General features: G+C 50.2%; 21 protein-coding genes. 4 read left to right on the top strand and 17 right to left on the bottom strand.

All coding sequences use genetic code 11. The features are described from left to right. Positions 1-102: 102 nt before the first annotated feature. A complete protein-coding gene (locus tag NLML1_RS00435; protein WP_285441633.1) occupies positions 103-870 on the bottom strand; it encodes a hypothetical protein in 768 nt (255 codons plus the stop codon). Between the two features lie 21 nt (positions 871-891). After that, positions 892-1,512 carry a hypothetical protein gene (locus NLML1_RS00430; protein ID WP_285441632.1) on the bottom strand — a complete coding sequence of 207 codons (621 nt, stop codon included), beginning with the start codon at positions 1,510-1,512 and terminating at the stop codon, positions 892-894. A gap of 120 nt (positions 1,513-1,632) precedes the next feature. Here NLML1_RS00430 and NLML1_RS00425 point away from each other — a divergent pair, with 120 nt between their 5' ends. Continuing rightward, a complete protein-coding gene (locus tag NLML1_RS00425) occupies positions 1,633-2,226 on the top strand; it encodes a sortase (RefSeq protein ID WP_285441631.1) in 594 nt (197 codons plus the stop codon). 60 nt (positions 2,227-2,286) lie between these two features. On the opposite strand, the gene rpsO is transcribed toward NLML1_RS00425, so the two are convergent. The 4 genes from rpsO to NLML1_RS00405 are packed head-to-tail and all read right to left on the bottom strand — an operon-like array spanning position 2,287 to position 5,544. Further along, positions 2,287-2,553: a 30S ribosomal protein S15 gene (rpsO, locus tag NLML1_RS00420; RefSeq protein WP_285441630.1), complete on the bottom strand. Its 267-nt coding sequence runs from the start codon at positions 2,551-2,553 to the stop codon at positions 2,287-2,289. Positions 2,554-2,605: 52 nt separating this feature from the next. Continuing rightward, a complete protein-coding gene (locus NLML1_RS00415) occupies positions 2,606-3,100 on the bottom strand; it encodes a type II secretion system protein (RefSeq protein ID WP_285441629.1) in 495 nt (164 codons plus the stop codon). 17 nt (positions 3,101-3,117) lie between these two features. Continuing rightward, positions 3,118-3,774, bottom strand: a complete 657-nt coding sequence (gene truB, locus NLML1_RS00410; protein ID WP_285441628.1) for a tRNA pseudouridine(55) synthase TruB — start codon at positions 3,772-3,774, stop codon at positions 3,118-3,120. 3 nt (positions 3,775-3,777) lie between these two features. Continuing rightward, positions 3,778-5,544 (bottom strand): hypothetical protein, encoded by a 1,767-nt coding sequence (locus NLML1_RS00405; protein ID WP_285441627.1) that lies wholly within the window; start codon positions 5,542-5,544, stop codon positions 3,778-3,780. Positions 5,545-5,714: 170 nt separating this feature from the next. Between NLML1_RS00405 and rpsT the strand changes: the two genes are divergently transcribed. Then, positions 5,715-6,083 carry a 30S ribosomal protein S20 gene (rpsT, locus tag NLML1_RS00400; protein WP_285441626.1) on the top strand — a complete coding sequence of 123 codons (369 nt, stop codon included), beginning with the start codon at positions 5,715-5,717 and terminating at the stop codon, positions 6,081-6,083. A 64-nt stretch (positions 6,084-6,147) separates the two neighbouring features. Here rpsT and NLML1_RS00395 read toward each other — a convergent pair whose 3' ends face one another. From NLML1_RS00395 to NLML1_RS00365, 7 genes are all read right to left on the bottom strand, one after another. After that, on the bottom strand, positions 6,148-7,005 hold the full coding sequence (locus NLML1_RS00395; protein WP_285441625.1) for a hypothetical protein: 858 nt from the start codon (positions 7,003-7,005) through the stop codon (positions 6,148-6,150). 96 nt (positions 7,006-7,101) lie between these two features. Beyond that, on the bottom strand, positions 7,102-8,013 hold the full coding sequence (gene holA / locus NLML1_RS00390; RefSeq protein ID WP_285441624.1) for a DNA polymerase III subunit delta: 912 nt from the start codon (positions 8,011-8,013) through the stop codon (positions 7,102-7,104). A gap of 51 nt (positions 8,014-8,064) precedes the next feature. Continuing rightward, positions 8,065-8,946 carry a hypothetical protein gene (locus NLML1_RS00385; RefSeq protein WP_285441623.1) on the bottom strand — a complete coding sequence of 294 codons (882 nt, stop codon included), beginning with the start codon at positions 8,944-8,946 and terminating at the stop codon, positions 8,065-8,067. Positions 8,947-8,972: 26 nt separating this feature from the next. Further along, positions 8,973-9,860 (bottom strand): bifunctional DNA-formamidopyrimidine glycosylase/DNA-(apurinic or apyrimidinic site) lyase, encoded by an 888-nt coding sequence (mutM, locus tag NLML1_RS00380; protein WP_285441622.1) that lies wholly within the window; start codon positions 9,858-9,860, stop codon positions 8,973-8,975. Positions 9,861-9,869: 9 nt separating this feature from the next. After that, positions 9,870-10,517 carry a hypothetical protein gene (locus NLML1_RS00375; protein WP_285441621.1) on the bottom strand — a complete coding sequence of 216 codons (648 nt, stop codon included), beginning with the start codon at positions 10,515-10,517 and terminating at the stop codon, positions 9,870-9,872. Positions 10,518-10,635: 118 nt separating this feature from the next. Beyond that, complete coding sequence (locus tag NLML1_RS00370; RefSeq protein WP_285441620.1) at positions 10,636-12,408, bottom strand: DUF262 domain-containing protein; 1,773 nt, start codon at positions 12,406-12,408, stop codon at positions 10,636-10,638. Positions 12,409-12,425: 17 nt separating this feature from the next. Further along, on the bottom strand, positions 12,426-14,960 hold the full coding sequence (locus tag NLML1_RS00365) for a DNA polymerase I (RefSeq protein WP_285441619.1): 2,535 nt from the start codon (positions 14,958-14,960) through the stop codon (positions 12,426-12,428). Between the two features lie 34 nt (positions 14,961-14,994). On the opposite strand from NLML1_RS00365, the gene NLML1_RS00360 reads away from it, so the two are divergent. Next, a complete protein-coding gene (locus NLML1_RS00360) occupies positions 14,995-15,582 on the top strand; it encodes an AAA family ATPase (protein ID WP_285441618.1) in 588 nt (195 codons plus the stop codon). 61 nt (positions 15,583-15,643) lie between these two features. On the opposite strand, the gene rpoD is transcribed toward NLML1_RS00360, so the two are convergent. Together rpoD and dnaG are read right to left on the bottom strand one after the other, a co-directional pair. Further along, positions 15,644-16,609 (bottom strand): RNA polymerase sigma factor RpoD, encoded by a 966-nt coding sequence (rpoD, locus tag NLML1_RS00355; protein WP_138076119.1) that lies wholly within the window; start codon positions 16,607-16,609, stop codon positions 15,644-15,646. Further along, positions 16,606-18,339, bottom strand: coding sequence for a DNA primase (gene dnaG, locus NLML1_RS00350; protein ID WP_285441617.1), 1,734 nt, complete (start codon positions 18,337-18,339; stop codon positions 16,606-16,608). The genes rpoD and dnaG overlap by 4 nt, the downstream gene beginning before the upstream one ends. Before the next feature lie 54 nt (positions 18,340-18,393). Here dnaG and NLML1_RS00345 point away from each other — a divergent pair, with 54 nt between their 5' ends. After that, positions 18,394-19,014 (top strand): hypothetical protein, encoded by a 621-nt coding sequence (locus NLML1_RS00345; RefSeq protein WP_285441616.1) that lies wholly within the window; start codon positions 18,394-18,396, stop codon positions 19,012-19,014. A gap of 71 nt (positions 19,015-19,085) precedes the next feature. On the opposite strand, the gene NLML1_RS00340 is transcribed toward NLML1_RS00345, so the two are convergent. Further along, on the bottom strand, positions 19,086-19,421 hold the full coding sequence (locus NLML1_RS00340; protein WP_162453930.1) for an MmcQ/YjbR family DNA-binding protein: 336 nt from the start codon (positions 19,419-19,421) through the stop codon (positions 19,086-19,088). A gap of 15 nt (positions 19,422-19,436) precedes the next feature. Beyond that, complete coding sequence (locus tag NLML1_RS00335; protein WP_162453929.1) at positions 19,437-20,150, bottom strand: hypothetical protein; 714 nt, start codon at positions 20,148-20,150, stop codon at positions 19,437-19,439. Between the last annotated feature and the right edge of the window lie 4 nt (positions 20,151-20,154).

Below are 20,154 nucleotides of genomic sequence, written 5' to 3'. Positions count from 1 at the left end.
TAACAGGTGTACGCGTGCTGGTTTACTATCAACACACCACACATCCATCACCGTCTGCGGGTTATGCTTCGTACCATCCATTATATCACAGCGCCACACACGTTATAGAAAGTCAGCCTCACGAAGCTCGTTCTGAATACTACCAAAAACTTCACTAACACCAGAGAGCGTTTCATCTGTCGGTGAAAGCCACTGTAACCCATGCCCACCTCGATGACTAATCGTAAAGCCCTCCACACCCGGTGCCAGCGTATACCTCTCATAGTTCTGCTCGCTACCATGTGAAACGTGTGGCGGCCGCTCCAACTCTGGCACGAAAGACAAAGCAATCACGTCTGGAGCATACCGCTCGATATGTTTCAAAAAATCCTTATCCGTTCGCATCGCCACCCGCGCTACAGTCCACGTCGCATTCATTTCAGCTACCGTAAGGCTTGGCTGGCCAGTTTGGAGCAAAAGACGAATCCCCACTTCAACTTGTGAATCATCGTCAGGAGCCGACACCATCACAGACTCCATGTGAAAACTACTCTTACCATTTTTCACCACTGCTTCTCCGGTCATAAATCCATACCCCTTCCCGCCAGTGCGCGATACTGAGGCTGGCGGTGGTAGCGCTAATGGCTCACGACCAGTAAATACGGGAGTCGTAGGCACTTCTCTAATACATCGTAGGAACATATCGTACGCCGCATTATATATCTCATACGCCCCATCAAGGTCAAGCTTCGGAGCATTCGTCTCTACCGATACTCTCCGTTGACTTTCATCGCCACGATTCATAAGCAGCCCACCAGCTGTGGCCGCCGCTACCCCAACCGCACCACATAATAGACCGCGCCGACTTACCCTTGGTGGCTCTGCATTCATATTTCTTACCATGACAAACTCCTATTTGCACAAATACTCATGCGCACTTGAGCACTCAACTTCAATAACATTTTGTTGAGTAACCGTATGTAGTGCCAGCACATAGAGCATAAACATTGCCTCCTTAAGATCGGCAAGGTGCTCTTCATCAGCTGCTGACTCCAGGGTAACAAGTTTGTGGCTATCAATATTGGTATCCTCAAATAACATCCCAAACAGCTGCTGAACCGATGTGAGGAGTTCTCCTCCCGCCAGCTTCAACCGTTGTCGCGGTGGTTTGCTTAGCACAACCGAGCCCAACAGCTCATCCTTCTCAAACATTTCATCCGGAAAGAAGTACTGCCAAAAATTATTAACAAATTTACTCGGCAGTTTTTCAGATGTATCAGATTCGTCTTGTGACGGATTTGCTCGCGACGGATCCATACCGTTTTTCCAAAAATCATCCGCATCTGTAAATCTTGAATTATGATCATCAGCACTCAGCTCTTCCAACCTCTCAAGATGCAGCGGGCCATCACTTAATCGTCCCCCATCCGGACCAATCTGCTTCTTAACAGCAGCCACAACTTCACTGACTCTTGCCGCTTGTTTAGCCACATCTGGCGGTAATTTATCAGCCCGCGGCGCGTATTCATTCATACTTTGTAATTTAGCATAAAAACTATAAAAAGTCAAACAACACCAAAAAACAGATCGGCTCACCCCGGTAAAACAACGACCCATGCTGCTAGGCTGACCCGCCCATGCTACAATTAACAAGTGAAGCAGACAACCCACGCCAAAAACCGCCGCCGATGGCTCAGTATGAGTCTGGCTATCATCATGCTCGCTGGCGGCGGCTACACACTCATCACGGCGTTTAGTCCATTCTTTCGCGCTCAGCTCATTGATCCAACGCGTAACGAAACCACCCAGCTTCTCGCCGCTACGCCAGAAACCAGCATCACCGAGGACCGCCTCTACATCCCCAAAATTGACATTAGCGTACCGTACGCTACTGGCGGCGCCGAAACTATGGAGCGAGGTGCATGGTGGCGTCGGCCAGAGAATGGCAATCCAGTCGACGGCGGCAACTTCGTCTTGTCGGCCCATCGATTTATCATGGGCCTGACGCCGCAGCAAACCATCCAAAAATCACCATTCTACAATATTGATAAACTACGCATTGGCGATGAAATAATCATTGACTACCGTGGCAGGCGCTATACCTACGTCATATCCCGGCTATTTGATGTCAAGCCGGATGCCGTTCACATCGAAAACCGAACCAACAAGCCACAGCTCACCCTCTATTCATGCACGCTTGGCGGCGCAGCCGACGGCCGGACGGTTTTTGTAGCTACGCCACGTTAAATCAAAATATCCACCTCGTGATATATCAAGGTGGATATCCGTACAACTACCGAGGCGCGACTATTTACGCAGACCCAGGGCAGCCACAACCGCTTTATAACTCTCAAAATCAGTTCGCTCCAGGTATTTGAGCAGGCGCTTACGCTTGCCAACCATCTGGATTAAGCCACGGCGTGCCATGAAGTCGTGCTTATTCGCCTTCAGGTGCTTGGTGACCTCTTTGATACGAGCCGTCAAGATCGACACCTGCGCCTGCGGGCTGCCAACGTCGTCCTTGCTGACCTGAGTCAAAGCAATTGCTTTCGCTTTATCGTCTTTGCTAATCATAGCCTCGTCATTATACCAATGCTACGCTAAAAACGCAAATCAACCGCATTTACTAAAATGTCTGCACGTAATTATAGGCTGGTTTACCCGTAGTCGGCACGGCTGCGCCCGGAATGTTGCAGGTCGCCTTGACCGCATTAACCTGAGCTGCCTCCTGCGGCTTGGCGGAATTAAGGGCCGCAAATACCGCAATACCTGTTATCTTACCAGAGGTATCTTTGCACGGATACCAGACAAAAATATCATCCGGACCAGACGCGTTCTTGCTGCTGACACCCTCACGATATCCTGGCTGGATATACTGCGGTACAAGCGAGTCAACGCCATTAGCGTTATTGAACGTCCCCTGTCCTGACGGCAGCGTTCGTTTCTGTGTGTCATATATCTGCAGCGCATCCCCAGCAATCTTGACGATGGAACGGATCTTAGTATCAGTAGCATCCTGGCGCACGCCTGAATACGCCACAATACCGATGGCCGCCAAAATCGCGATCACGACCATCACAATTAATAATTCAACGATTGTAAAACCTGTCTGCCTACCCATGCTTTGATAATAGCACTTCAAGACAAAATCCCAAAATCCGCTAATGGTTTTGCCTGGGCAACGTCATACTCGGCGATAGCCTGGCGGCGTAGCTGGCAGCAGTAGGCCCCTGTTCCCAGCTTCTGACCAATATCAACCGCTAGGCTCCGAATGTACGTACCGCTCGAAACATGCGCTCGAATCACCAGGCGAGGATACGCATAGGTGACAAGCTCCAAGGCATAGATCGACACGGTGCGCTCTGGCATATCGACCGGCTGACCCTGACGTGCCAGCTGATAGGCCCGACGGCCATTGATCTTGATAGCACTAAACACTGGCGGTCGTTGTTTGATTTCACCCACAAACGTACCGAGTACCGCTTCAACCTCACTGCGAGGCGGCTGCCGCTCCGACACGCGAGTCAGTTCACCCTCAGGATCACCAGTCGTCGATATCTCGCCAAGCATGATTTCTGCTTCATACCACTTATCGAGCTTGGTAAAGGTATCGGCCTCGCGACACTTCTTGCCCGTCACAATAATCATCAGTCCCGTAGCAAACGGATCGAGCGTACCAGTATGGCCAACTTTCACTTTCTTGCCCGCCGCCTGGCTGAGCACTCGCCGCAACCGCGCTACTACCCCGAAACTCGTCATACCAGCTGGTTTATCAATGAGCAGCACCTCATCCATGGGCTATTTTTGCCCCGGGATCTGGAACTGGGACGGATTAAAGGTGCGCGACTGTGTAGAGGTGGACGGCACTGAAGGCGATGTGTTCAACGCTGGTAGTCCACCATCTGCAGTACCGACCGGAGCTGGCGGCAGTGGTGGCAAACCTGATCCTGAGAAGTCAGAGAAATCAGGCAGCGGTGGCAGGCCATGCATCACATTAGACTCAATATCGGCGAGCGTAGCCGGAGCAGACGACACTGTCGGTAGTGGCGAAGGTGAAACTACCGGAGCGGGCGAAGCCGCAGATTCAAGCGGCGGTGCAGCAGCCAGCGCCTCGGTAATTGCCGCTCGGGCGTCGCGCTCAGAATCTGGCAGTGATGGCGGCGCGGTAGATTGAGTCTGCTTGTCAGCCAGCGCCTGCGTTTCCTCCTTCAGCGCGGCAATGACCGCTTCGTCTTTGTTGGTGGTCGCAAACGGGTCAACGCTCGGTGGTTCATCAGACTTCCCCATGGCAGCATTCAACGGCGATTCGCCGAGAGCCGGCCGCGACGCACCGACATAGGTGCCATGATGCAAGATAGTCTTGTTTTGATCAGTATCAAGATCGCGGCGCTTATCCTCAGCCGCTCGCTCGGTTGTCGCATTCAGTGTTCCGCCCAGCAGCGGAGCAGCTGTCTCTGGCTCAGCCGACACCGACGCACTGATTGGTTGCGATGTCGATGTCGCACTGCTCCGTCCGCTCGTCGCTGACGCTGCTCGAAGGCGCTCAAGCTGCGCCGTGGCCGCGCGGGCCGCCGCATCTTGCTCTTCGGCCCGAGTCTGCTTGGCCACCTCATCAAGGCTACCCCGCCGCTCGTGACTGATTGATAGCGCGCTATCATCCCTCTTTGGCTCGGCTGGCTTCGAGCGTTTCCCTCGTTCAACCTTAAAATTAGCGCCATCCTGGCCGTCATTATCCGTCTTATCATCAGCTACATCGGCCGCCTGCTTTGATTGCTCTGACTCTGAGTGCTCCTCAGCTTCGATCGCCTGCCCCTCGGCCAACTTAGTAGCAATCAGTTGCTGGTTCGCGCCAACCGCCATCAGCTCCGCCGCCAACGTCATCACCCGCGACGACGTCAAGTTATTACTAAACCGCTCCGTCGCCGCCACAACACCGGTCAGTAACGCCGTTGCGATCTGCTCATCCATGGTCACTTTCGGTGTTCGTAACTCATCAATCAGGTCAACCAGCATCTCGCTGACGCCTGACGCCTTATCGTCATGCCAATCAACCGTCCCGAGATTACTCCTCACCATACCGGCGGTCACCGTCGATACCACTGCATCATGCAAAATCTTGCCATGAGCCGTCAGCGCCTTGTCGAGATGATCCTGACTCTCAACGTTCAATGCGAGCACCAATTCAATGTTATAATCGCCCTGCGAAAACTCTAGATCAGCCTCGGTAATTGTCGCCCGGTACGGCGTGATAAAAATCTTCACTGCATCATCAACCACCTTGTAGCGCAGATGGTCGGCTTTTTCCTTATCAAGCGCGATGATAAAATCACGCAGGCTGTCCGCTGTAGCTTCAAACGTCTCGTCAGGCTCGAGGAATGAAATCGCCGGCGGGACTTTGCCACTAAAAACAGCCGTGGCGTGCTTGCCCAGTTTATTTAGGAAAATTGTCAGCCCCAACGCTGCCGACAGCTCGTCCACCGATGGGTCAGCGCTCACCGTCACCAAGATATTAGTCACATCTTTGATGCTCTGAATGATCTGCTGCTTTTGTGACTGGCTCGCCATTGTTGTGTCCCTGTTTATTTTTGTTTATACCGTTGAGTCACATTATACATAAGCATTTCAGGAAAGTCAATAGATTATCGTCAATGCGAGCCACTCTTTACTTTTATTGGGTTTTTCTGTATAATCCATCCTTGATTAGCGAAACAAATTTATAGAGGTAAAGGAAATCTATGCCAATCATCAAATCCGCCATCAAACGGGCCAAACAAACCCTAAAGCGCCGCGAGCGCAATATCGGTATCAAGCGCGACATCAAGTCAGCCGTCAAAGCTTTCATGGCTGAGCCGAGTGCTGAGGCGCTAGCCGCTGCTCACAGTGAGCTCGACACCGCTGTCAAGAAGAACCTGCTGAAGAAAAATACTGCTGCCCGGCGCAAGAGTACCCTCTCAGCTATCGCGAAAAAAGCCGGTGTTAAGCCTGAAGCGACCAAAAAACCAGCTGCCAAAGCCCCAGTAAAGACGGCGGCAAAAACCACCGCGAAATCAACCGCTACCAAAAAATCAGCTGCAAAAAAGCCAGCTGCCAAAGAGGCTAACTAGCCATTCACGTTTGCATCAACAATACTCCCGTCGGTTGGCGGGAGTATTTTACAATTTGTGAGCCCTAGTACCGAGAAAGTCTAGTGCTTGTTCGCGGGCCAAGATCCTCCTTTATTCTATGGAACAAGTCATCCATATTAACTCGCTCCAACAGAACCCCTTGTGGCAAGCCCTTATCTACCTCGAGCGTTGTTATCATCCGAGTTACGAGCTGTGGGTAATAATTGTCCGTCTCACAAAAAACTCCACGAATCACATGCTCTTTTTTCCCTATAACCAGCTTTACCGCATCATAAAGACTTTCATCAGCAATTCTCAGTGTTTGCTCCTGTAGCTCATCAATGTCAGACACTCGCCCTGAGTTAAGTCGCATTTGTTGATATATCTGACTCTGCGGAGAGTCTGGGTGATAAACATAATTAAAATGAACGGATGCCACGGCCATTTTGTCAAAAAATTCCTTAGGAAGCCCGTTCCCCATCATACTTTCATACAAATACTGAGTTTTATAACCGTCACCACGTGGACCTCTTGAGCCAATTGGCGGTGCAGCCCTTCCCTCGGCCCACGTATCATAGTTATCCTTGATCTCCCCGGCAATCTCATACAATTCTTCGGGTCTTGTTTCATTTAACCTTATGTCTATATTTGCCGCTAATGAGCTCAGATGTTTGTCAGATAGTCGCATACGTTTAGTCTCCTCAAATACCTGAACGAGATGAGGACACTCTTCGCCAACATACTTTGCCATCTCGGCGATCACTAACGCAGGCTCATTGTCAATAGCTCCTCGGCTAATCTCTGTTTCTTTTCTAGCCATTTTCTCCTCGAGCCCCAGCTCCATCCATTGCTTTTGCCGTTCGTCTAAAGACTGTTGTTTATCAGACCCCTGCGTATCAAGCTCCGTATCTTTGAAGACCATGGCTAATTCCTTTTTACCTTTCTAGTAAACTAATAGTAGTTTGCATTGTACTATATCATACTTATTTTGTCAAGCATATAAATGGCTTATGCTGGCTTAGCGATCTATCCTAGTCACATCAATCAGCGCCGCCTCAACCAACAGCCACGGCGACACACGGGTTGTCTTCATATGTTCATCAGCCTGCGCCAAGGCAGAGTTAATTACCGCAAGTTGCGTCGATGTCGTCCGCGCTGCATACGGCGCTACCTTTCTTAGCGCATACGGATGGGCCGCAAAATCACGAGCCACCGCCTCCGTATCACCACCAGATAGCACCAACGCGTTCAGCTGCACCAACTGTGAAACCAACAACCCCAGCGTCTGGTACGCCCCATCATCACCGCTCTCCGCCTCGAGATAGGTAATGATCGCGCGCACTTTTCCCTGGTCACCATCCATCATCGCCGCAAACAGCTCAAACGCACTTTCAGCCGGAGCGAGCGGCACCAGCATATCAATCAGCTCATCATTCGACTCGCCAGCCAAGGCTAACTGCTGCAACACCAAATCAAGTCGCAGCTGGTCAAACCCCAACCGATCGATCAACGTTGTTGCCTGTGCCTCTGTCAACACGGCCCCATACACCGTGGCCCGCTCAACACACCAGGCGCTCAGCTGCGGCTTTTGACGTTCAGTGAAATGAGCGTATTCCCTTACCTCGGCATGGCTTTGCAGCCACTTATACGTTTTTGTGCGCTTATCAAGCTTCGTCTCCAGAAGGACAACCGTGGTTGCCGTATCACCCAGTAGCTCCGGCAAATCACGCCACAGAGCCACATTCTGACTCGCATCAGTAATGACCACTGCTTGCTTGACGGCGAACAAACTTTGCCCCATCACCACCTCACAGACCTCGGCGGCCGTCAGTTCTTCACCGTCACGCCGCACCACCTCCATATCACCAACCAGCGCCGCAAGCGCCGCCCGTTTCTCAAATTCGTTGTCGCCATAAAAGAGATAGATCACGACTTAATTATACCAAATACCCCCTTAAGCCATGCCTTTCGGTGTACTGATTTATTCTTCCGCGTTACTCGGCTTTTGCATAATCTCTTTATGTGCAGCTATTAGCTCAGTGATTTGCTGATCGGATAAGCCAATACCCTTCAGTTCTGCCATATAATTTGAGTATAAGAACCCCTCTTTATGACCCTGACCGCCCTTCTCTTCTATGACCGCAAGGCTAGTCACATTGCTTGCCACAGACAACATCTGCTCATCAGAGAGCCCGCCACCAGTTTCCATAAATATACCATCAAGAAGCTCGAGAAATTTAGCATCCTGATCCCCTGTCTTATTGGCGGCGGCTTGAGTCTTCATTGCCTGTTCCACCTGTTCTGGCGAAACATCCTCACCACCAAGTACTTCATTGAGAAAACCAAACCAAGGCGAGCGGACCGTCTCCTTAAGGTCGAGCAGACGCTCTGTGATCACGACTATTTTCCTCATTGGTTCAATCGTATTACCTGTTATTGTACGAGAAGCCATTTCAACTAACGACACGCCTATCGCGGATCTCTCCATCAAGACACGCTCGAGAATTTGATACATTATTACTTGTCGAGCGGTTGTCCTCTTTAGTTCTGGATCACCATTGCAATGGCCTTCATAATCTGATAAATCCAACGTGCTAAAATCATTACTTTCTAGGCGTCGTAGACCACTATTAAGAACGCCCCTCCCTCGCTCAAGCAGCTCTTCTCCGCTCAATCCTGGCCGATAAATTGTGTCCACTTCGTGCTTGTCTAGCATGCCATTGACCTTCAGCCGAGCCTCTCTAAGTCCGGAGACTGTCTCTTCTCCTTCCCCCATCGCTATCAGGTATTTTACCCACTCTTGATCTAAATTAGCCCTTGGCCGATCAAATTCACCATGTAATGGGTGCTCTCCTCTTGTCATAATATTGTATTCTACACTATAAACTACTATTTGTCAAATATCGGTGTCTTCTGGCACACTGGACAAATATGCGTACCGCGACCGCCGACTTTTAGCTTGATGATTTCTTGGTCGGGGTGGCGATGGCAGGCTTGACCTTCGCGGCGAAACACATGAGCAAATGTTAGATAATTTCCTTTTCGACCCTCGGCATCAACGTAATTTTTATCAGTCGAGCCGCCCTGATCAATACTGAGTTGCAAGATGCGCCGTAGCTCAGTAAATAATGTATTCAGCTGCTGGTCGCTAACGTTTTTCACCCGCGTCTGTGGATGAATCTGCGCCGCCCACAATGCCTCGTCAGCATAAATATTGCCAACCCCAGCGATCACCGTCTGGTCAAGAAAAGCCGGCTTAATCATCGAGTTTTGACGGTGACGAATCCGCTGGATGAAATCCTCGGCGCGTGTCTGAGGATCAAGCGGTTCCGGCCCTACTTTTTGCATGAACGGCAAGTTCTTCACCTCATCAGTCGGCAGCAATTTTACCCAACCAAACTTACGTTGATCGTTGAAAAACAGCCGTGACCCATCGATAAAATCAATCTGCACCCGCGTCGACCGATCCGGCAGCTTGCCAATCAAACTATCGTTTGGATGCCCGCCAGCAAAACTTTCTTGCCCACGAAAGATAAGCTGCCCCGTCATCTTCAAATGCACCACCAGCGAGTAGCGAGTGTCCAGATCAATCATCAGTACTTTCGCTCGCCGCCGCACCGCCGTCACGCGCGCACCATACAAAAATTGTTCAACATCAGCCGGCGCATTCGGAAAGCTTTTTGGCGAATCAAACACTGCCACTCGCGCCACCACTCGACCCGGCAGTAGCTCCGCCAAACCGCTGCGAACTGTTTCGACTTCGGGAAGTTCCGGCATCAGACGCCCCTAAAACTTGAACAGCGTATCCCGCTGGTACAGCCCGATAGCGGTGGCCATTTTGCTACCGTCAGGGATTTGCTTGATAAACATATCGACGATTTCCTCGACATTAGCAACCGCCGAGCCTTTAGAACCACTACAATCCGACGTCCACAGCGCCTTGATCGATGTTCCATTCATCAACAATTCAAATTTATACACCTTGCCCGTCGCACAAATACCGCGCAGGTCATTCTGCTCATCGCTCAGCTGTCGCCCTTCCATCATCTTGCGCTTATCCAGTGCGTACACCAACTCTTCATAAGCCTTGGCGTTATTATTCAGCTGCTTGGTGTTCAGCTGCTTCTCGACATATCCTTCATACGTCGTCATCACCCGCGACGACGGCGCAATGGTTATTTGATACGAACGGAATTTCTCATTAGCGACGATCGGGCCACGCACTGTCAGTCTGACCGCTCGACTCTCGTCGGTTTGTAGCAAGTCGCTTTTTTTCTGCTCAGTCGTCTCCTGCTGCTGTTTTTGCTCGTCGCCACCAAATATCGACCGGCTGATGCTGATAATTGCGACGATCGTCACGATAGTGATAATGATGACTAGTAAAATCGGCACAAACCGAGAAAAGGAATTAAAAGAATTATACGTACGCCTCATGGGGCGATTATACCATAATATTAGATTTTTTGCACTAGTCACCAGGGATATCCTACATTATTTAGTACAGTCAGATTAGCATACTAATACCTTAATATTACCTTACTTAGGGCAGTATTTATCTTTTATCTACAGACCAGATACCATCAGATGCTTCTGCAAAAGCATTTTGTCTTTCTATTATTTCGTCTTTACCCCAATCGCTTTTTTTATTTATTAGATCAACCAGATCACCATTCATCTTTAAGTCTGAATCTTTAAAATGACGAATCTTTTCGTTAATTGCTTTATTGCTTGCAGATGAGTTTGACGCACCTTTTAGGATTGTCAAATTACCAAGCATATTAACACAGTTTTTATGATCGGTTTGCGATATATTCCACCCCTTGTTTAACCTCTGGGGCATAATATGCTCAATTGTAACAACTTCTTGAGTAACGCCCTTCTCGCCGCTGCTTAACTGATTTTCTATTTGGGTTAAAATGTACCGAACAAGATTTTTATTATTATTAGGTTTTAGGCACAATAAACCAAAATCAGCAATAAACTGTTCTCTTGGAGGTAGAAGTTTATCTTGTTCAATTCTGTCCAAGATCCCCTTATCTAATAAAGTTGCTATTCTTTGTTTATCTCGAATATCGGACAATTTAAATAATTCATTTGAAAATTTAGCATACATTTTTTCAACACGATTTGCTGGTAATTTTGAAACTACAAAATACCTAAATGAAAATCTTTCTATTTGACCAAGCGATCGAGCAAACATCTTAAGACTAATAAATTCTTTATTTCGCTTAGCTGCTATAGACATCAGCCAAACCATATAGCTCTGAGTATTCATAACCCTCAAAGCACGTAATGAGTCACTTATAGATTTTGCATATTCTGCTTTCGCCTCCGGGTGCCCAAGAAAATCCCTTATCTCATACGGTGATCCATTAAATAATACCCTTAAAGCTTCTGCTATCTGATGCATATCAGATAGCAATTCCCTATAGTTCTTCGTTTCTTTCTTAATTTTCTTGTAAAGCTGACGCTCGCCTATAAACGAGTGGTTTCTTATCCAATAATACCTAATAAACGTATTGATCGTAAACTTTGGGATCCGCAATTCTGTAACTATCTGAATAATATTATCCCACTCTTCAAGCGCTCTTGTTTTTTCTTCTTCTGTTCCTTTTATCTTTTGTAGAAAAAGGTTTTTAAACAAGTCCGAGATAGAAAGATCTACGCCACGAGCATTGAACCCCTCAAACACTTCGTAAGCATCGTCCTCATCATCAAGAATAACCAGCACTAGATTAGTATCTAGAAGATTCTCAAGTTTTTGTAGCAGCAACTTTTTTCGTTGATTATCATTAGCTTGATTTGCATCATACGAGTCACGTAACTTATCTTTGAAGTAATTATATGCACGATGAAGATTTTTCTGATCTTCGTTCTTATACTCCTTTTTAGTACTTCCTGAAATAATCATGTCAATATAGCATTGCTTCAAGCTGCCCGCAACATCTATCTTAAAGATGGCACTATTGCTCCCTAATACCCTCTTTTTAATAAATCTTTCTAAAGAGAAATATTCTTCATCACGACCAAACTTTTCGCTCCAAACATCTTTCAAGGCTGTTATAAACACCGAGCTTGTAATAAGACGTTGTTGACCATCCACAACCCCAAAAGAACGTTTTTGTTTTGTCCTACTGACAATGATTGAGCCGAGTAAATAAAGCTGTCCTACTTCTTTACGTTCAATAAAATCATTCCAGAAATTCTCCAATTCGTCCTGGCCCCACACATAGCTGCGTTGATAATGCGGAATTACAAACTGATCATAGTCACCACTGTCAAATAAGTTTTGTAATGTTGCTTCACGAGCCTTAAATCCAGACACTAGTCTAACCCTCCTTTTTATAGACTACCCCAATTATACCCCACTTCAATATCAACCTTCAATCGAATTGGCAACTCCGGACAAATACCTTCCATTTCTCTGCGCATGATTTCACCGACTCGCTCGGCGTCTTCCGGCGCGCATTCCACCAAAATTGAGTCGTGAACCTGCAGGACTGGCTCAGCCAGCCCAGCCAACTTGTCCTCCAGCCGAATCATCGCCAGCTTCATCAAATCCGCTTCCGTTCCCTGAATCGGCATGTTCATCGCCGCCCGCTCCGCCGCTGAACGCACCATAAAGTTGCTCGACTTAACGTCGGGCGTTGGTCGGCGCCGACCAAAATAGGTCTCGACAAAACCTCGTTCACGCGCTTGAACTAAAATTGTGTCCAAATACTGGCGGATTGGCTGGCGTACCGCAAAATAGTGTTCAATAAACTGTTTCGCCTCAGTAAAGGTCATGCCGGTAGCTGCCGCCAAGCCGTGCGGACTCATGCCGTACAGCACACCAAAGTTGATCACCTTGGCCGCGCGCCGCTGCAATTTTGTCACCTCAGCCATTGGCACGCCGTAGGTCTCGGCCGCCGTCTTGGTATGAATATCCACGTCGCTATTAAAATCGTTAATCAGCTGCTCATCGCCCGCCAGTGCCGCCGCCAGCCGCAGCTCAAATTGTGAATAATCCACACCAACAAACACCTTGCCCTGACTGGGCACAAACGCCTGACGAATCTTCCGGCCCAGTTCTGTGCGCACCGGAATATTCTGTAGGTTGGGATTGGTACTACTCAACCGCCCGGTGCTGGTGACGTTTTGATTAAACGTGGTGTGAATCCGACCGTCCTCAGCCACCAATTTCGGCAGCGCTTCAATGTAGGTGCTGATCAATTTAGTCAGCTCCCGATACCGCTCAATCAGCTCAATGATCGGGTGTCGCCCGCGCAGCTTATCCAGCTCTTTCTGCCCCGTCGAATAGCCGGTTTTACCTTTTTTGATACCGGTCGTCGGCAGCTGAAGTTTGGTAAATAACACCTCAGACAGCTGTGCCGGGCTGGCGGCATTGAATTCACGCCCAGCCATCGTATACATTTGTTGTTCAAGCTGGCTCACCTCCGCCCTCAGCTCCTCACCCATCTGTTCAAGCAGCACTGTGTCCAGCTTCATGCCGCGCTTTTCCATCTGAAACAGCGGCCAAATCACTGGAAAATCAAACTCGCGAAGCACCCTGGCAATCTGCTGATGCGCCGCCATATAATCCTGCTGCTGGCGGTAAATTTGACGAAGCCGCGCCAACTGCCGCAACGCGGAATTATCCTCAGAAAAATCGCCCGCCAGCGCCGCTAAACGACGGTCGCGCCTCAGTGGATCGATCAAAAACGCCGCCTGCCCAACATCCCACACCTCATGAAATCGCACCGTCACACCGTGAGTATCCAGCGCGTGATACAGCCCCTTGACGTCCACCGCGATCACCACACCCTGCGCCAACAATTGCCAAACCGACCAGCCAATTTCACTCATCTTCGCCCGCCACGCCACGCCAGGCTTGGAATTAATATAGACTATGTCCGGCTCCGATGGATCAATATAGATACTATTTTCTGCCTCAAACAGCGGCTCAGCCGGTAAATTTTCAACACGTGGCAACTCCAACTCCGCCGTCTCCACTGCCTCATCCACCGCCTGCATTGTCTTCGGCAATCGCCCAATCAGCGAATGAAACTCCAGTTTCCGCAAAATCTCCGCCACTCTAGCAAAGTCGCAGTCGTTAACATCAGCCACCTCCCAGTCTAGCTCCACCGGTGCGTCCGTCCAAATCTCCGCCACCTGCTTGGTCAAATACGCCGACTCGCGGCCCGCTTCAAGCTTTGTCCGTAGGGCGCCTGTTTGCTCATCCACATGCGCATACACGCCGTCCAGCGTGTCATATGCTTGCAATAATTTCACCGCTGTCTTTTCACCAACTCCCGGCACGCCCGGCAAATTGTCGCTGGAATCACCCTTCAGCGCCTTCAAATCCAAAAACTGATCCGTCCGAATGCCATATTTTTGTTCAAAATATTCCGCCGTAAATTCCTCTATGTTCCTCAGACCATTTTTCATGGCGTAGACTTTGGTCAGCGGCGACACCAATTGCAGCGCATCCAAATCCGACGTCAGCAGACAGGTCTGCACGCCGCGCGCCTCCGCTTGCCTGGCAAACGCGCCCATGATATCGTCCGCCTCATAATCATCGAGTTCATACAGCGGCCAGCCAAAGGCATCCAGCAGTTCCATCAAAATCGGAATTTGCTGATAAAAATCATCCGGTGCTGGCTTGCGACCGGCCTTGTAGTCTGGATATAGTTCCCGCCGCTTACGGATGTTGGTGCCGCGCTTGTCCCATGCCACCGCCACATAATCCGGCTCTAATTTTTTGATCAGCTCAATCGCCAAACTTACAAACCCATACACCCCGCCAGTCGGCGTACCATCCGCCGTACTGAGCCCCGGCATGGCATAATACCCTCGGTAAAACACTGATTTTCCGTCGATAACCGCCAAACGTTTCATATACTCAGTATAGCAAATTTGCTATACTAGCAACATGACACAACCACACGCAAAAATCATCGCCCTCGTCGGTCTGGCTGGTAGCGGCAAAAGTTCGGCCGTCGAATATTTAACAAAAAAAGGCTTCCCCAAAGTTTATTTTGGCGGTGTTATTTACAAAGCCATGGAAGAAGCTGGTATTGAACCAACCTGGGACAATCAGCAAAAATTCCGCGAAGAAATCCGCCAGCGCGAAGGCAAAGATTTCGTTATCAAGCGCGTAATTAAGAACATTCGCGATTTGATCAATGCCGGACAAAATAAAATTGTCCTGGATGGCTTATACACTTGGAGCGAGTATAAAATCCTCAAGCACGAATTCCCCGGCCAGATGTCCGTCATCGCCGTCGTCACACCAAAGCACCTGCGCTATCAACGCATGGCCAAACGCCCCGAGCGGCCGATGCAGCCACGCGAAGTCGACCAGCGCGATTGGTCAGAAATTGAAAACCTAGAAAAAGGCGGGCCAATCGCCATTGCCGACTATTTTGTGATGAACGACCGTGGGCTAGATAAACTGTACGCTCAGCTAGAGGCCGTCACTCACCACGAGCATTTTTGTAAGGCACCTGAGCAGTGTTAAATCACAACGCACCAAAAAGGCCAGACATACCCGCCTGGCCTTTTTATTATCGCCCGTCAATCTAGCTCAAATACTCATACAACTTCTTAGCGTCTTTGTGCTTCCTCAGCTTCGCCAAAGCCTTCGCCTCGATCTGGCGGATACGTTCGCGCGTCACAGCAAATTGCTGACCGACTTCCTCGAGCGTATGGCTTTTACCGCCATTATCCAGCCCAAACCGCATGCGCACAATTTTTTGCTCGCGATCAGACAGACTCGACAGCACCTCGGCGACCTTTTCTTTCAGCAGCTGATTGGTCGCTGATTCTTCTGGCGAAATTGTATCTTCATCCTCGATAAAATCGCCCAACACCGAATCTTCCTCGTCACCATCACGCCCAATGCCAGCATCCAAACTCGACGTCTCTTGTCGAATTTTATTGATGTATTCAATCTTTTCCGGCTCCATGTCCATCTCCTTGGACAATTCTTCCATCGTCGGCTCGCGGTTCAGTTCCTGGGTGAGCCGTCGCTGCGTCCGCACCAGCTTATTAATTGTCTCAATCATATGCACGGGGATGCGAATCGTCCGCGCCTGATCAGCGATCGCCCGGGTAATCGCCTGGCGAATCCACCACGTCGCGTAGGTCGAAAACTTAAAGCCCTTGTCCGGATCAAACTTCTCCACGGCCCGAAGTAGACCAGTATTTCCCTCCTGAATCAGGTCCAGAAAATCCAACCCACGGCCCGAATAGCGCTTAGCGATCGACACCACCAAACGCATGTTCGCCTCGGCCATCTTGTCCTTGGCCTTCTTATCGCCCTCAATGATCCGCCGCGCCAGCTCCATTTCCTCGTCCGAGCTTAACAGCGGGATTTTACCAATCTCACGCAGATACAACCGCACCGAATCGTCCGAAATGTCATCCAGATACTGGCCAGCGCTCAACGCCTCGAGATCTTCTATCTCCTCGTCATCATGTACCGCCGTCAGATCTGGCTCGAGTGGATCGTCATTGGTCGGGGTGTATTGCTGGTCGTTGTTCACACATTCTCCTTAATCAGTGCGTTCAGCTGCTGCCGCAAGATACGCGCCCGCGCCTCATCGCTGAGCTCCTCAGCCTCACGCAAATCTTCTAATAATTGTTGTTTTTTTGTGTCGCGGTGTTTACGTATCAATTGCTTTACCAAACGCGCCATTTCACTGTCCAGAGCTTCCGGCTCCCAGTCCATGTAGCGGCGTTCACTTTTTAACTGTACTATTTTCACATACTGCTCAAATTTTTGCAAGGGACGGGGTAATTTTTCTATGTCAAGTAGCGGCTCAGCCTGCAGCGCCGTCACCACTGCTCGAGCTGGCTCGTCCAAGCTAGCCGCCTCGAGCGCCCCGACCCAGCGCCGAGTCGACGGCTGACTAAGCGCCAGACCGACGATGATGTCCGCTAATTCGTCACGAGGTTTACTCGGAGTCGCCTTTTCAATCTTTGGTTTTTTAAGCTGAGCGGGCGGCGTTGATCTCTCAGCGCCAAGCTTCGCTCGCAAGACCGCGAGACTAGCACCAGTTTCTTTAGAAATTACCGCCAAGTAATGCTCTTGCTCCACCGGATCTTTCAGGCCGCGCACGATTCTCAATGCAGTTGTCGAAAATCGCCGCTTCCCTTCGGCCGTCGCCAAATCTTCCATCTCGGCGTGCCGAGCGATTACCCAGTCCACCGCCGGCTGCGCCCGCTCAACCGCCGCTTGCCACAGGGCTGGGTCTTTTTGGATCAATTCATCCGGGTCTTTCACGCCGTCCGGCAGACTCACCACCTCTAATTCCACACCAATTTCCTGCGCCAAATTGATGGCCCGCTCCGTCGCGCTCACGCCCGCCCGGTCGCCATCAAATGCCACACGAATCCGCCCCGCCAACCGGCTCAGCACCTTCAGATGTTGCAGGGTCATCGCCGTTCCCGCCGTCGCCACCACGTTTTTGACGCCAGCTTGGTGGCTACTAACCACGTCCAGATTCCCCTCGACAATCACCGCCGCGTCGCTCCTACGAATCGCCTCTTTCGCCTGATACAGCCCAAAAATATGGCGCGATTTATCAAATAGCAGGGTCTGCGGCGTGTTCAGATACTTTGGCGCGCGCGGATCATCACGAATAATTCGCCCCGTAAAGCCAACCACCTCGCCGCTGCTATCACTCAAGACCACCATCATCCGCCCCCGAAACAAGTCGCCGCCAAACCGATTCACCAGCCCCGCGTCAGCCAGTTCCCGGCGCGAAAATCCCCGCTTTTCCAGCGCTTTCGTCAGCGCATCGCCCTGATCCGGCGCATAGCCGATGATAAAATCACCGATCGTCTGCCGATTCAGCCGCCGTTTTTTCACCGCGTATTCTCGTGCTGCCGAATTTTTCACCAAATTTTGCTGATAGAAATTCGCGGCCAATTTCAGCGCCTCCCCTGCCCGCGCCCGCCGCTTGGCCGTGCGCCCATCACCATGAGAAAACAAACTCAAATCCACGCCTGCCTTGCGCGCCAAATGTTCCAACGCCTGCCGGAAATCCATCCCCTCCACCAGCATCACGAACGTAAAAATATCGCCTCCCTTGCCCGAAGAAAAATCATGCCAAATCTGCTTTTCCGGACTGACCATAAAACTCGGCGTCCGCTCATCAGTGAATGGACTCAGTCCCTTCAAATTACGACCCGCCCGCTTCAGCTGAACATATTCGCCGATCACGTCCTCGATATTTAGCCGCGCCCGCACTTCTTCTTTGGCATCATTCATGGTTTTTATTATATCACTCTTTACCTCTGTTGTTGTTTATGCTTTAATGGGTATATGCAGCCACACAATGACTACGACGTGCCAACCGGTATTGATTATCTCAATCAAATTTCTGCACCGCCAGCACCGCAAGGCTTTGATAAAAAGACAAAGATTATCTTGCTCATTCTCGGCATCATTGGACTACTCGGCCTGGCCTTTATCATCAACGCCACCCAAAACGCCTCCCGCGGCCCTTCATTAAATAACCTCATTGCTCGTCTACAAAAACTCCAAACCGTCTCTGAGAAATTTACTTCCCGCCTCAAATCCAGCCAGCTCCAAGACGCTAATAGCTCGCTCACGGCCGTACTCACCACTGCCAATAAGTCCATCGAGACGCCGGCCGCCGCCCAGAACATCGACGTCAAAAAAGACCTCAAAAACATCACCGCGCTCGACCCACCGACAAAACTCGAGGAAAAATTTGAGGAGGCCTATCTCAATGCCGACCTCGACAACACCTATGCCTACACCATGAATACCGAACTGGCTGATACGCTCTTGATGATGAATCGTATCAAAGAGGGTTCGCGCAGCAAAAGCACAATTGACTTTCTTGAGAAAACCATTTCCGACCTCACCAACGTACGCAAGCAGCTCATGGCGATCACCGGTGATTCGGACAAGTCATAACCACGCACGATGCGGCACAAGTCGGTCGGAGCAGCACTATTTCTCCCGGCACTCAGTTTATGCTGTTTTACTCACTCCGCCACCAGCTGATAACTTAGCCGCACCAAATCAAAAATTTCTTCATCACTCAATTGCCCCGAGCAAATGATGGTATTCCAATGCTTCTTATTCAGATGATACCCCGGCAGCACCGTCTCGTACTTCTCGCGGAGATTCTCAGCCAGTAGTGGGTCGCACTTCAGACTAACCCTGAGCGGCTTCGAGCCCTCAGCCACCAGAGCTACCATCTTCCCTGCGCCGTCATTATTCTTACCAAACTTATACACCGCAACATCCTCGCCAAACGGATAATCCAGCCACACACCGGGCAAACTCAGGATAAACTCTTCAAATTGTTTATGGGTCATGCTCTCAGTATACAATCACAATGTCTTGAGAGCAATTTTCTCAGCCATGCCCCGCGTCGCGCCAAATCGGCTCGCAGCATTTACCGCCACGGCCGCCATACCACGAAGCGCCGCTCGTGTTCGCGCCCTGAGAACATCTCGCCCAGTCAAGCCCTTTTGTTGATCCCGCTCTGATTGCCGAGCCAATCGAATTGCCCGGCCCGCCAGCGCCAAGCCTCGCTGCTTGTCACCCACTAGACTTTCAACCATACCCCAGCGGGATGCCATATTTATCTCGTACTGGTCAGCGTCCTCTTCTTTAGAAAGCTGGTTTACTTTTGCCATGTCCTGCTCGGCCTGCCGCGTCATGAGCCGCGCCTTGTCCGCCAACGCTTCATCCCGACCCTCCGCTAACAGATACGCCTTTAAAGCAAACACACCAACATACGATGCCGTGGCTGACCGCTCGCGTAGCGTCTCAATCCCGGGGTCATTGTTAGTTGCTATATCATGGATGTCATATGCCTGATCGATATAGTTAAGCGCCGCGTCAGTTCGGCCCAAACGATCACTTACGGCGGCCATATTGCGATACACCTCCCCTAGCAGTGACTCGTTACCCTCACCATGCAGCTCCTCCATTATCAGCGCTTTCTCGCCAAGCCGCACAGCCTCATCAAAATGACCGCGCGAAATCTCATTCGTTAGCCCGGTCATATATTGCTGTAACTCAGAACTTACTGCATGCATTTTC

It is taken from the genome of Candidatus Nanosynbacter lyticus (genome assembly GCF_030253515.1).
Classification (GTDB): domain Bacteria; phylum Patescibacteriota; class Saccharimonadia; order Saccharimonadales; family Saccharimonadaceae; genus Nanosynbacter; species Nanosynbacter lyticus_A.
This window is presented reverse-complemented; position numbering and strand designations above follow the sequence as displayed.